13 protein-coding genes are annotated in these 12,272 nt (G+C 57.0%); 4 read left to right on the forward strand and 9 right to left on the reverse strand.

Annotation, left to right across the window (positions count from 1 at the left end; genetic code table 11):
• Positions 1-618 (forward strand): 4'-phosphopantetheinyl transferase AcpT, encoded by a 618-nt coding sequence (gene acpT / locus DOU50_RS11040; RefSeq protein ID WP_148769386.1) that lies wholly within the window; start codon positions 1-3, stop codon positions 616-618.
• Here acpT and arnF read toward each other — a convergent pair.
• The 8 genes from arnF to DOU50_RS11080 all read right to left on the reverse strand — a co-directional run bounded on the left by arnF (position 566) and on the right by DOU50_RS11080 (position 8,900).
• Entirely contained in the window at positions 566-955 is a 390-nt protein-coding gene (gene arnF / locus DOU50_RS11045; protein WP_061716350.1) for a 4-amino-4-deoxy-L-arabinose-phosphoundecaprenol flippase subunit ArnF, read from the reverse strand. The two genes, acpT and arnF, sit on opposite strands and share 53 nt — an antisense overlap.
• Complete coding sequence (gene arnE, locus DOU50_RS11050; RefSeq protein ID WP_048991784.1) at positions 952-1,287, reverse strand: 4-amino-4-deoxy-L-arabinose-phosphoundecaprenol flippase subunit ArnE; 336 nt, start codon at positions 1,285-1,287, stop codon at positions 952-954. Before arnE ends, arnF begins: the two co-directional genes overlap by 4 nt.
• Positions 1,287-2,942, reverse strand: coding sequence for a lipid IV(A) 4-amino-4-deoxy-L-arabinosyltransferase (arnT, locus tag DOU50_RS11055; protein WP_148769387.1), 1,656 nt, complete (start codon positions 2,940-2,942; stop codon positions 1,287-1,289). The genes arnE and arnT overlap by 1 nt, the downstream gene beginning before the upstream one ends.
• A complete protein-coding gene (arnD, locus tag DOU50_RS11060) occupies positions 2,939-3,841 on the reverse strand; it encodes a 4-deoxy-4-formamido-L-arabinose-phosphoundecaprenol deformylase (RefSeq protein WP_024908858.1) in 903 nt (300 codons plus the stop codon). The genes arnT and arnD overlap by 4 nt, the downstream gene beginning before the upstream one ends.
• On the reverse strand, positions 3,838-5,820 hold the full coding sequence (arnA, locus tag DOU50_RS11065; protein ID WP_148769388.1) for a bifunctional UDP-4-amino-4-deoxy-L-arabinose formyltransferase/UDP-glucuronic acid oxidase ArnA: 1,983 nt from the start codon (positions 5,818-5,820) through the stop codon (positions 3,838-3,840). The genes arnD and arnA overlap by 4 nt, the downstream gene beginning before the upstream one ends.
• Positions 5,817-6,800, reverse strand: a complete 984-nt coding sequence (gene arnC / locus DOU50_RS11070; RefSeq protein ID WP_023333737.1) for an undecaprenyl-phosphate 4-deoxy-4-formamido-L-arabinose transferase — start codon at positions 6,798-6,800, stop codon at positions 5,817-5,819. Before arnC ends, arnA begins: the two co-directional genes overlap by 4 nt.
• A 1-nt stretch (position 6,801) precedes the next feature.
• A complete protein-coding gene (arnB, locus tag DOU50_RS11075; protein WP_061716347.1) occupies positions 6,802-7,941 on the reverse strand; it encodes a UDP-4-amino-4-deoxy-L-arabinose aminotransferase in 1,140 nt (379 codons plus the stop codon).
• 452 nt (positions 7,942-8,393) lie between these two features.
• On the reverse strand, positions 8,394-8,900 hold the full coding sequence (locus DOU50_RS11080) for a phenolic acid decarboxylase (protein ID WP_024908855.1): 507 nt from the start codon (positions 8,898-8,900) through the stop codon (positions 8,394-8,396).
• Positions 8,901-8,999: 99 nt separating this feature from the next.
• Between DOU50_RS11080 and DOU50_RS11085 the strand changes: the two genes are divergently transcribed.
• The 3 genes from DOU50_RS11085 (at position 9,000) to DOU50_RS11100 (ending at position 11,894) form a co-directional block, all read left to right on the forward strand.
• The gene (locus DOU50_RS11085; RefSeq protein ID WP_148769389.1) at positions 9,000-9,881 is read left to right on the forward strand and encodes a LysR family transcriptional regulator; all 882 of its coding nucleotides are present in this window, start codon (positions 9,000-9,002) and stop codon (positions 9,879-9,881) included.
• A 32-nt stretch (positions 9,882-9,913) separates the two neighbouring features.
• A complete protein-coding gene (locus DOU50_RS11090) occupies positions 9,914-10,708 on the forward strand; it encodes an SDR family NAD(P)-dependent oxidoreductase (RefSeq protein ID WP_148769390.1) in 795 nt (264 codons plus the stop codon).
• Positions 10,709-11,231: 523 nt separating this feature from the next.
• Entirely contained in the window at positions 11,232-11,894 is a 663-nt protein-coding gene (locus DOU50_RS11100; protein WP_024908852.1) for an HAD family hydrolase, read from the forward strand.
• Positions 11,895-11,954: 60 nt separating this feature from the next.
• Here DOU50_RS11100 and DOU50_RS11105 read toward each other — a convergent pair.
• On the reverse strand, positions 11,955-12,272 hold a 318-nt coding region (locus DOU50_RS11105; protein ID WP_416202954.1), incomplete at its 5' end, for a TerC family protein.

Below are 12,272 nucleotides of genomic sequence, written 5' to 3' on the forward strand. Positions count from 1 at the left end.
ATGTACCAGTTTGTACTGGGAAAGATCTCCACCCTTAGCGCGGACCCGCTGGCGTCAACGCTCGTACACAGGGCACCTCAGGGTGCCCGACATGCCTCCTGGCTGGCCGGGAGGACGCTGCTCGCCAGAACGTTATCTCCTCACCCGCTCCCCGACATCATTTACGGTGAGCAGGGGAAACCAGCCTTTGCGAAGGGTCATCCACTGTGGTTCAACCTGAGCCACAGCGGTGACGATATCGCCTTACTGATGAGCGATGAAGGCGAAGTCGGCTGTGATATCGAAGTGATTCGTCCAAGGAAGAACTGGCAGGCGCTGGCTAATGCGGTATTCAGCGTGACAGAGCATGATGAGCTGGAGCGTGAAGCGCCCGAGGAACGGCTTTCTGCGTTCTGGCGTATCTGGACACGGAAAGAAGCGATTGTGAAACAGCGTGGCGGCAGTGCCTGGCAGATTGTCAGCATCGACAGCACTGCGCAGACACATGCGGTCAGTCAGCTACAGGTCGGCTCGCTGAGCCTTGCCGTCTGCACATCGACCCCTTATACCCTGACCAACGAGTCGATTATTCACGTTGGGACGTTCGGGGCAGAAAAATCACTAACACACCCAGAATAATAAACCCGACCCCCGCCAGCCCGTGCCAGGAGAAATGCTCCCCCCAACCCGGCAGCAGGATCGCTATGCCCCACACCAGAATATAACTGAGGCTCAGCAAGGCATAGGCTTTGCTGAGCGCCATACGATGCAGCGCCAGATACCAGCAGCCCATAGAGGCCACATACCCCATCAACCCCAGCAGCAGCGCGCCCGTGCCGGATGAGAAGTGCCACAGCGCGGAAATCAGCGCCAGAACATCGCTGACCGGTGGCAGTGCCAGCATGGCGTCTCGCAGCAACAGCTGCGCGGCGCTGACTAACAGCACGCTGCATAAGGCCCAGAACGCTCCTTTCACAGGCTCCCTCCCAGGATAACAATCCCAACGATGATCAACCCCACCCCCAGCCAGTGATGCAACGCGACGTTTTCACGCCAGAATACCTTCGCCGCCAGCGTCACCCAGACAAAATTGAGGCTCAGCATAGGGTAGGCAATGCCGACAGGCAGGCGTTGCAGTACCACCAGCCAGACCAGCATCCCACTGCCCAGCGCCAGCAGGGCCAGGCCAAGCCACAGCGCAATGTGCGCCCCACGCCGTCCGGCTTTCGCCGGACGGGTGGCTTGTTTCTGACACAGTTGCCCCGCGCAGCTGAGCAGGCTTGCCAGTATCAGCCAGATCCAGGTCATCACTTCGGCAGATACTGCAGGTAGGCCAGACGGCCCTGGATATACAGGCTGTCCGGTTCTGGCAGATTAGCCCGCGAAAGGTCATCGCGTTTTGACAGCAGGATAACCAGCGATACGCGTCCCTGCTGACGGTGCTCTGCCAGCCACTGCGCGAAGTCATCTCTACCGACAAAACGATCTTTCACATCAGGATAATCCAGCCCGTAACGCAGCTCGCCGCTCTGACCAAACAGCGTGATGTCATTGCGCTTCAGCTCCCACGCCAGGCCAGCGGCCACGCCCACGTTATTGGCCAGAACAAATCGGCTGTCCTGAAGCGGCTCGCGCACGGTGTCGACCAGCGACTGCGGCTGTTTGGAATCCACCACCAGGTTAGGAATGGCAAAACCAATCAGCAGCGCCAGCCCCGCAGGGCACAGTGCCGCCAGCCACCAGCGCTGCTGACTCTGCCTGAACGTAAACCAGCCTACCGCGGCCCAGATAAGAAACGCGACCACCGCGCAGAAGACTTTATACAGTTCGACCGAGGTCCAGACCGGATGCTTAGTCAGTCCCCACGGCGAGACCACTAGTGCCGCTATCACGCCGATAACGCCAAACGCCAGGTTAATCCCGCCGTTAATGCGTAACGCTTTGGCACCTTTCTCCGCCGCGAGGCAGGCATAGCGCGCCATCAGGATAGCCAGCGGGGCAAAGCACGGCAGGATATAGGTCGGCAGCTTGCCTTTGGCGATGCTGAAGAACAGCAGCGGCATCACCACCCATCCCAGCAGATAGAACCCGCCACCCGCGTTTTGTCGGTCATTCCAGCCGAGACGAAACGCACCGGGCAGCAGCGCCAGCCACGGCAGGCTACCCGCAATCAGGAACGGTATGTAGTACCAGAACGGGGCTTTGTGCTGCGCGTCGCTCTGGGCGAAACGCTGAATATGCTCAACCCAGAAGAAGTAACGCCAGAAGTCAGGCTCACGCTGCGCAATGGCCAGCCCCCATGGCAGAACAATCAGCACGCAGCTTAGGATCGCGAGCCAGCCAAAAATCAGCACCTCTTTCCAGCGCTTCTGGGCGATCACCCACGGCAGCACGCCAATCACCGGTACCGCCAGCGCCAGGAAGCCTTTGGTCATCACCCCCATCCCGCAGGCCAGCCCGAGCAGCACATAGCCACCCGCTTTTCCGGCAACGGTTTGCGCCTGTGAGGCCAGCCAGAAGCTGCACATCGCCGCCACCAGCCACAGGGTGATAATAGGATCCAGCACCGCATACGTGCCGATGCCATACACCAGGAACAGGGTCAGGAAGATCAGGCCAGAGAAAATGGCTGTCCGCTTATCTCGCCAGAGACGCCAGGCCATCCAGATGACCAGCAGCGCGGCTAAGCCGGTGGAGAAGATCGACCCGGCGCGCACGGCGAGGTTGGTGTGCCCGAACAACATCTGCCCGATACTGTTGATCCAGTAGCCAGCGATCGGTTTTTCAAAGTAACGCAGCCCCAGAAAATGCGGGACAATCCAGTCTCCGGAGGCCAGCATTTCGCGGCTGATTTCCGCATAGCGCGTTTCATCAGGCTGCCACAGCAGGCGGACATCGACAGGAATGAGGTAGTAAACGATAAACAGTGCGAGAAGCGCTAAGCCATAACGGGCTGTTTTCATGGGACCGGACTCACGGTTTGTTGATAGCCAAGCCAGCCTTCCCGGCCAGCCAGTTCATTACGTACGACTTTGCCCACGGGCAGGGTGCTGAGGTCGTCTGGCAGCAGCTCGCTCAACGGGCAGAATTCGATGCCCTCCTGAGCGGCCATGGTCAGCAGTTCGTCGAAATCATGTTGATACGCAATCCCTTCCACTTCGGCATGGATGGTATACACCGGCGTACCGGCGTCACGATGAATGCGGTCCAGAATGTAGCGATTGAACTCATCCGCCTTTACCTCGCGTCCGACCACTTCATCCCAGGTGGGAAGCGTGACCGGAATTTGCACCGTACCGTAGCGATTTTCGCCTAACAGCGGCAAAAAGGGTCCGGTTCCGCGGCAATCGCTGTTGTAGCGAAACGCGAAGGCTTCTTTGGCTTTCACGACGCGCTGATCCGCACGCCATCCCGCCACGGCAGAGCAGCGCACGGGCTGACCGGTAATGGCCTCCAGCTCCAGCATCCCACGCTCGACCTCACGGGACAGACGCGGGATGTCCCAGACGCCAGCCCAGGCTTGCCAGGCATGGTGATCCCAGGCATGCAGGCCAATCTCATGATGCTGAGCCGCCTCGCGGATAATCGCTTCATTACCCGCACCGATGCGTCTGCCGGGCCAGGCGGTGCCGGCCAGCAAAATATCCCAGCCGTAGAGGGATGCTGCGCGCGAGCGCAGCATTTTGAACAGAAATGCCGGTTTAACCAGACGCCATAAATGGCGTCCCATGTTGTCAGGCCCCACGCTGAAGAAAATGCTGGAACGCACACCGTGCTTGCTCAGCAGTTCCAGCAGTTTGGGTACGCCGTCACGCGTTCCCCTGAAGGTGTCGACATCAATGCGTAAACCGACTTTTTTCATGAGTCCTGTTCCGACAGCTCCACGGTGCGCAGGAAGAAATCGAGCGTCTCATCAATGGTCAGCTCCATCTTCACCGTCGGCGTCCAGTTCAGGCAGCGCTTCGCATTGCGAATGCTTGGCTTACGGTGCTCAACGTCCTGATACCCTTTGCCGTAGTAGCTGCTGCTTTCCACTTCGCGGAAACCGGCAAACGGCGGGAACTTATCGCGCAGCGGATGACGCTCGAAGCTGGCCAGCAGCATCTCGGCCAGCTCGCGAATGCTCGCTTCGTTGTCCGGGTTACCGATGTTAATGATCTCGCCGTTGCAGCGGTTATCTTTGTTTTCGATGATGCGGAACAGCGCTTCGATACCGTCGCTGATATCGGTAAAGCAGCGTTTCTGTTTCCCGCCTTCGATAAGCTTAATGGGTGAGCCTTCTACCAGGTTCAGGATCAGCTGGGTGATCGCACGGGAGCTGCCGATACGCGCCGCGTTCAGGTTATCCAGACGTGGCCCCATCCAGTTGAACGGACGGAACAGGGTAAAGCGCAGACCTTCTTTCTCACCGTAGGCCCAAATCACGCGGTCCAGCAGCTGTTTGGAGACGGAGTAGATCCAGCGCTGTTTGTTGATCGGCCCGACCACCAGGTTGGAGGTGTCTTCGTCGAAGTTCTTATCGGTACACATGCCGTACACTTCAGAGGTGGACGGGAAGATGATGCGCTTGTCGTATTTCACGCAGTCGCGGATGATCTTCAGGTTCTCTTCGAAGTCCAGCTCGAACACGCGAAGCGGGTTACGGGTGTACTCGATTGGCGTGGCAATGGCGACCAGCGGCAGCACCACGTCGCATTTTTTAATGTGATATTCGATCCACTCGGAATGGATGCTGATATCCCCTTCCACGAAGTGAAAACGCGGGTTGTCGAGGAAACGACTGATCGCATCAGAGCCGATATCCAGACCGTAGATTTCGTAGTTATCGTCTTTGAGCAGACGCTCGGTCAGGTGGTTACCGATAAAGCCGTTTACGCCGAGGATAAGCACGCGGGTACGGCGTTTGATGGCTACAACCGGTGCGCTGGTGATCAGCGCCCCGGTCACCAGGCCCAGAGACTGAGCCAGCTGTGTGCCCTGAACGTACAGGCCGTTGTCGGTTTGTCCGGTGACGATCTCCAGCGCCTGCTCGCCGCAGCTCACAATCAGCGGGGAGACAGAGACGACGGTGCCCGGTTTAGCGGCAGGAATATCGTCACGCACGCGGGATTTCCAGACGATAAATTTGCTAACGCCAGCAAAGCTGTACGCGCCCGGCCACGGGTCGGTCACGGCGCGCACCAGGTTGTGCAGCTGGCGGGCCGGTTTGTTCCAGTCCAGACGACCATCTTCCGGCGTACGGCGACCAAAGCTGGTTGCCTTGCTCTCTTCCTGCGCGGTTTCGCTGAAGGTGCCGCTGAGGATGGCGGGAAGTGCATCACGCAGCAGCGTCTGTGCCGTCGCGTTCAGCTTGTGATGCAGCTGCAGCGCAGTTTCGTCCGCATCAATAGCGACCTTCTGCTGTGCCACGATAGCGCCCGCATCCGCACGGTGCACCATGCGGTGCAGCGTCACGCCCGTTTCCGTTTCACCGTTCACCAGCACCCAGTTCAGCGGGGCGCGGCCACGGTAGGCCGGCAGCAGAGAACCGTGAAGGTTAAAGGCGCCTTTTGCGGCCAGGCCTAAGATCTCGTCGGAGAGCAGGTTGCGATAGTAGAACGAGAAGATCACATCAGGCGCGAGCGCGCGGATGCGATCCACCCACAGCGGGTGATTTACGTCGTCCGGCGCATAAACCGGGATCCCACGCTCGGCGGCGATACGCGCCACGGAGCCGAAAAAGTTATTCTCTCCGGCGGTGTCCGGATGGGTAAAGATTGCCGCAATGTCATAGCCCGCTTCCAGCAGGGCCAGCGTGCCCGTGCACCCCATATCGTGATAGGCAAATACAACAGCTTTCATGGGTGAATTTCCTCTTGAGATGCTTTGTGTTCCTGACGGACAACACGTTGAATAAAGTAGCGCGGACGCGCGCGAACATCGTTATAGATACGGCCAATGTATTCACCGAGAAGGCCCATTCCGACAAACTGAGCGCCGATGAACATAAACAGCACGGCAAAGAGCATGAAGACCCCTTCCGCCGCCCACTGCGGGCCAAAGACCAGTCGCAGTACCACCAGCAGAACGGACAGCGCAAAACCGGCCACGGCGATGATGCTGCCGAACACGCTCAGCAGACGCAGCGGCGTGGTGGTCAGGCAGGTGATGAGGTCATACATCAGGTTGATGAGACGCATAAAGCTGTACTTCGATTCCCCGTGCTCGCGCTCGGCGTGCAGAACCGGGATTTCCGTTGCCTTACGGGCAAAGGTATTCGCCAGAATCGGAATGAAGGTGCTGCGCTCATGGCAATGCAGCATGGCGTCGACAATATGGCGGCGGTAGGCGCGCAGCATGCAGCCGTAGTCACCCATCGCTTTACCGGTGGTGCGCTGGATCAGGCGGTTAATGGTGCGTGACGCCAGCTTACGGAACAGGCTGTCCTGGCGGTTCTGACGTACCGTGCCGACCACGTCATAACCTTCATCGGCTTTGGCAACCAGGCGCGGGATCTCTTCCGGCGGGTTTTGCAGGTCAGCATCCAGGGTGATGATCAGATCGCCCGTGACGTGGCTAAACCCCGCCATAATCGCCGAATGCTGGCCGTAGTTGCGGTTGAGCAGCACGGCCACAATGTGGCTGCCTTCAGCCTGCGCGGCTTCGGTCAGCATCAGTGCGGAATTATCGCTACTGCCGTCATCCACCAGCAGAATTTCGTAAGCCTTGCCCATCGTGTCACAGGCGGCCGTTGTACGGCGGATCAGTTCGGGCAGGCTCTCCTGCTCGTTATAAACCGGGATGACCACGGAAACTTTTTGTACAGGCGGTGCACTGAACATATCAATGTCCTGCAAGCTGATGGAGTGCGGTAATGACACGGGTTGTGTCGTCATGAGTCATATCCGGGAAAAGAGGGAGGGAACAAATACGCGCGCTATTCCATTCAGAATTCGGGAGCGATACTTCAGGAAAACGCTCGCGGTAGTATTTTTGGGTGTGGGCCGCGCGGAAGTGGAGGCCGGTACCGATGCCTTTCTCTTTCAGCGCCGCCATCAGGTTGTCGCGTGAGATCCCACAGCGCGCTTCATCAACGCGAATAATAAACAGGTGCCAGGCGTGCACGTGCGGCCATGACGGAATGGTGAGCGGCTGGAACGGCGTATCGGCCAGCTCCCGCAGGTAGCGTTCAGCGATTTCCTGGCGGCGCCTGTTGGCCTCTTTCAGTTTACCTAACTGCACCAGCGCCAGCGCGGCATTAATGTCCGCCAGGTTGTATTTATAGCCCGGCGCGATCACTTCCGCCTGCGGCGCACGACCGTGCGTCTGGCGGTCATAGGCGTCTACGCCAAGGCCGTGGAATTTCAGACTGCGGATCCGCTGTGCCAGCTGGGCATTATCCGTGACGACTAAGCCGCCTTCCGCGCAGGTCATATTTTTAATGGCGTGGAAGGAAAAAATCGCCGTCCCTTTCCAGCCCACGTGACGGTTCTTGTAGTACGTTCCGGCGGCATGGGCCGCATCTTCAATAACCGGAATACCGTGACGTTCACCGATGGCATGGATAGCGTCGATTTCACACGGCGCGCCGGCATAATGAACGGGAATAATGGCTTTGGTACGCGGGGTAATGGCGGCTTCAACGGCTTCTGGCGTCACCATTAATGTATCTTTGTCCACATCAATCATGACCGGTGTGGCACCCAGCAACACGATCATATTCAGCGTGGAGACCCAGGTCTGGGAAGGGGTAATGACTTCATCGCCCGGGCCAATATCCAGCGCCATCAGCGTGACGTGCATACCCGCGGTGGCTGAACAGACGGCAATCGCATGCTGATTCCCGGTAAGTTGACAGAATGCCTCTTCAAGTTCCTGATTCTTAGGCCCCGTGGTGATCCAGCCCGACATCAAAACGTCCTGAAGCGCCGCAATTTCCTCAGCGCCCATCGACGGTCGCGAAAAAGGCAGAAAATCACTCATTATTAATTTCCTTGCTGTATTAAAGGCGTCATCTTTTACTGCGCTGTCGTAATGGGCAGCTCAATGGGATCATGCAAGATGGTTATTAAATAAAGACCAAATAAAATTAAGTCGCTATAACAGTTATGTCAACAAACCATCAACTGAAGCAAAAGTAGCGTCGTTTTCTTAGGAAAAAATTAAGACAGGCGAAGAGCGGAAGGGAAACAGCACATAAAATAGGATAGAAAATCGTTTTACAACAGCAGGATAGTGATTCTAACTATTTTTTTGTTTTTTTGCGGGTGGACTCACAGCGATTACTCTACTATTTCATTTCGTTTACATTAAAATTATAAGAAAAGTAAATGAATACTCAACCAAAATAAAAATCCCGGAGGTTTGGGTGGGAATTCCGTCATCCTCCGGGAACTTTCTATTAATATCAATTGTCGCGCATTCAACTGTCGCGCTTAGTTAAGATTAGCAGGAAAATCATTCGGCAATTCGCTGGCGGCGCAGGCGATAACGCTTTCATTATTTGCGCCGCAGTCGCGCACAAAGGTGATCGTGGCAAATTCATCAATCACTTCCGTTGGATACGCCGGGCCCGCATCGCGATAGCTGTTCATCAGCGGAATATGATCGTTCTGGAAGCAGACGGTTTTTTCCGGGTTGTTCATGACCCAGCGCGGGAAGAAGATGGTGCCGTGGAACAGTTTGTCGCCCAGGTTCACAATCAGGCTGACGTCGGTGCCGGTTGGCTCGGTCCAGGAAATTTTATAGATGCTCTCCCCTACCCGCACGATGTAAGCCTGCTGATCTTTCACCCAACGGTTTGCCACAAGACCGCTGTGAATACGGTAATCCAGGGTCGTCTCATTTTTGACGTAAATCTCGTAGTTCCAGCCGTTGTCGTAGGTATAAACAAGGTGTTTGCCAACGAAGCCGCTTAAGTCGTGTTTGTCGAAGGTGTTCATAAGATGTCTCCTTTGTTTTGATGAGACGATCGTACCCCTTCAAAAAATGGATGAATAACGCTATGTTTTAATCAAATTCATCCAGATTTTAGATAAATCATGCATAAGACGACGCTGGAACAATGGTCCTTACTGGAACGAGTGGTGGAAGCGGGCAGCTTTGCCAAAGCCGCAGAAGAAACCCACCGCAGCCAGTCTTCGGTGAGCTATAACCTGTCGCTGCTGCAGGAGCGGCTCGGCGTGGCGCTGCTGGTCCCGGAGGGGAGACGGGCGGTGTTAACCCCGGCCGGTGAGCTTCTTCTCAGCCAGGTTAAACCGCTGCTGAAAGCCTTTTCGTATGTTGAGACGCGCGCAGCGACCCTTCGCAACGGGATGCGCACGCGGTTGGATCTGGTGGTGGACTCCATTTTCCCGCGCCGCCGCCTGTTCGCCATTTTGCGCCAGTTCCAGCAGCAGTATCCGCAGACCCAGGTACGACTCACCGAAGTGCTGGAAAATACCCGCGCCGACGCCATTAACGACGAAGCCGATGTGATGATCTTAACCCGCCGCCAGGACATTACCGGGCTCGGCGAATGGCTGATGAATATCGACTTTGTTGCCGTGGCCCATCACCAGCATCCCCTCTTTCACCTCGACGCGCCGCTAAATGATGAGATGCTGCGCCCGTGGCCGCTTATCCAGATTGCGGACAGCCAGCCCGCCGCACGTGCTGCCAGTGAGTCGTGGACCTTCTCCACCATCGATGCCGCCATAGAGGCCGTCCTCTCTCAGGTCGGCTACGGCTGGCTGCCAGAGGAACGCATCCAGACCCAGCTGGATCAAGGCGTCCTGAAACGCCTGCCGCTGAGCCACGGTGCGCGCAGAGCAACGCCGCTTCACCTGATTGTTAAGCGCTCCCTCGCCCCGCTTGACGAGCAGGTGGAGACGCTGCTGCGCCTTTTTAGCCAGGAGCCGTCATCCTCACCTGCTACGCTTTAAGGTCCGAACGTTAAAACGATAGGGAGCTGATGATGAAAATCGACTTTACGGGGAAAGTGGCGCTGGTGACCGCCTCAACCGGCGGGATCGGGTTCGCCATTGCCAGAGGTCTGGCAGAAAGCGGGGCGGAAGTGATCGTCAATGGCCGCAGCACGGAATCGGTGAACAAAGGCATTCAGCAGCTGCAGCAGGTGGTGCCGGGCGTACAGGTGCGCGCCGCGATTGCCGATCTCAGCACGGCGGAAGGGGTCGAGTCGCTGCTGAAGGTGGCGAATAACGTCGACATTCTGGTTAACAACGCCGGGATTTACGGCCCTGAGGATTTCTATGCCACCGACGATGAAACCTGGGAGCGTTACTGGCAGACCAACGTGATGTCCGGCGTGCGTCTGTCCCGCGCCCTGCTGCCGGGCATGGTGCAGAAAGGCTGGGGACGCGTGGTGTTTATCTCCTCCGAGTCGGCCTGCAATATCCCGGCGGATATGATCCACTACGGCGTGACCAAAACGGCACAGCTCTCGCTGGCGCGCGGGCTGGCGAAGTTCGTGGCAGGGAGCGGCGTGACGGTCAACAGCGTACTGCCAGGCCCGACGATGTCGGACGGTTTTGCAGAGATGATGAAAGATGAAATCGAAAAAACCGGCAAATCGCTGGAGCAGCTGGCGAAAGAGTTTGTGATGGCCAACCGCCCCAGCTCGGTGATCCAGCGCGCGGCCACGGTTGAAGAGGTGGCCAATATGGTGATTTATGTCTGTTCGCCACAGGCCTCCGCCACCTCCGGCGCGGCGTTACGCGTCGACGGCGGCGTCGTGGATGACATTATTTAATGTTGTCAGGCATCACTTGCCGCAACACGTCGGGCGGAATGGAGCAATCTGCGCGCCGCAATGCGTGATTCCGCCCCGCGGTTACCGGGTGATTTCCCCTTTCTGGTATGGATCGAGAATACGCTAGCGCAGCGGATCCGTTGCCTGATGCTTCAGGGCAGATTTCGCTGGCGATACTGCCAGTTCATAGTTCATCGATAACATCGACGCTGGAAGTTGAAAACTCATTGCAGAAAACGAAGCAAAACTTAACGTGAGGATTGAAATAAGCGATCTAAGAGTCATATCAAGAAAGACGTAGTGAGTGAGTTTTTCCTTACCTGTGGGGCCCAATGGTTCCCCAAAATATCTTGCGATGTGGCGATAATATAGGCAGTTCTTTTTTTCACCAATCCTTATCGAGACCAAAAATGGACTCACTTTGAGATCGCAAGATGGAGAAAAAATGGTGGTGGTATAAGGACTGTCCAGCTAAAGCAGGTAAACTGATCCGCAGAATGTGTATTTCAGCTAAGACGTATTTATGACCAATATGATTGCCGACGAGACGGTGGCGAAATCCAGCGTGCTCTCTGTCTTTGACTTTGATGGGACATTAACGCACCACGACAGCTTTATTCCTTTCCTGCGCTTTGCCTTCGGGAAACGTTACTTCGCGGGTCGTCTGGTGCGTATGGCGCTGCCCACGCTCCACTGCGTGCGTCGTAAGCTGACGCGCGATGAGCTAAAGGAAGTGCTGATCAAAACGTTCCTGACGGGCGTGGATGAACACTGGTTGCGCCAGCAGGCGGAAGCCTTTTGCGAAAAATACTGGAACAAGCTGATGCGTCCCGAAGGGGTTCTGGCGGTGGCGGCTGAGGTGAATTCCGGTGCGGAGGTGACCATCTGTTCCGCCTCTCCGGCGCTGGTGCTTCAGCCGTGGGCTGACAAACTGGGCATTAAGCTGATTGGCACGCAGCTGGAAGTGAAAGATGGCAAGCTGACGGGGCGCATCACGGGCCACAACTGCCGCTGCGCCCAGAAGGTGGCAAGGCTGGAAAAAGTGTATGGCGATCTGAACGCCTATCACCTGCGCGCCTGGGGAGACACCCGCGGCGACCACGAGCTGCTGGCGGCGGCGCAGGATCCGCACTGGCGGCACTTCCACCCGCCGCGCAAGCGCCGGAATTCACCGATTAAGGGTTAGGTGCGGTCTGGTGCCCTCACCCCGGCCCTCTCCCACAGGGAGAGGGAGAAAAGCGATGTATCAGGCCTCACGTTTCCCCGGGAACATCACGCTCGCAATAATCCCCAGCGCCAGCACGCCTAATACAACAAACAGGCTGGCCGTCGCGCCAATGCTGTAACCGTGATGCCAGAAGTGGTCAGTGGCATTTAACCCCAGCTTGAACGCCACAAAGAACAGCAGCAGCACCACGGCTTTCTCAAGGTGTACCAGGTACTGCTTCAGCGCTTCCAGCACGAAGTAAAGCGTACGCAGACCGAGAATAGCGAACATCATGGCGCTGTAGATAATCAGCGGCTCGCGGCTCACGGCAATAATGGCCGGCACGGAGTCAAACGC

Source organism: Enterobacter sp. C6 (assembly GCF_008122455.1).
GTDB lineage: Bacteria > Pseudomonadota > Gammaproteobacteria > Enterobacterales > Enterobacteriaceae > Enterobacter > Enterobacter pseudoroggenkampii.

Coding starts and splice junctions, on each gene's coding strand:
- acpT (WP_148769386.1), top strand. CDS start 1: ATGTACCAGTTTGTACTGGGAAAGATCTCCACCCTTAGCGCGGACCCG.
- arnE (WP_048991784.1), bottom strand. CDS start 1,287: ATGACCTGGATCTGGCTGATACTGGCAAGCCTGCTCAGCTGCGCGGGG.
- arnT (WP_148769387.1), bottom strand. CDS start 2,942: ATGAAAACAGCCCGTTATGGCTTAGCGCTTCTCGCACTGTTTATCGTT.
- arnD (WP_024908858.1), bottom strand. CDS start 3,841: ATGAAAAAAGTCGGTTTACGCATTGATGTCGACACCTTCAGGGGAACG.
- arnA (WP_148769388.1), bottom strand. CDS start 5,820: ATGAAAGCTGTTGTATTTGCCTATCACGATATGGGGTGCACGGGCACG.
- arnC (WP_023333737.1), bottom strand. CDS start 6,800: ATGTTCAGTGCACCGCCTGTACAAAAAGTTTCCGTGGTCATCCCGGTT.
- arnB (WP_061716347.1), bottom strand. CDS start 7,941: ATGAGTGATTTTCTGCCTTTTTCGCGACCGTCGATGGGCGCTGAGGAA.
- DOU50_RS11080 (WP_024908855.1), bottom strand. CDS start 8,900: ATGAACACCTTCGACAAACACGACTTAAGCGGCTTCGTTGGCAAACAC.
- DOU50_RS11085 (WP_148769389.1), top strand. CDS start 9,000: ATGCATAAGACGACGCTGGAACAATGGTCCTTACTGGAACGAGTGGTG.
- DOU50_RS11090 (WP_148769390.1), top strand. CDS start 9,914: ATGAAAATCGACTTTACGGGGAAAGTGGCGCTGGTGACCGCCTCAACC.
- DOU50_RS11100 (WP_024908852.1), top strand. CDS start 11,232: ATGACCAATATGATTGCCGACGAGACGGTGGCGAAATCCAGCGTGCTC.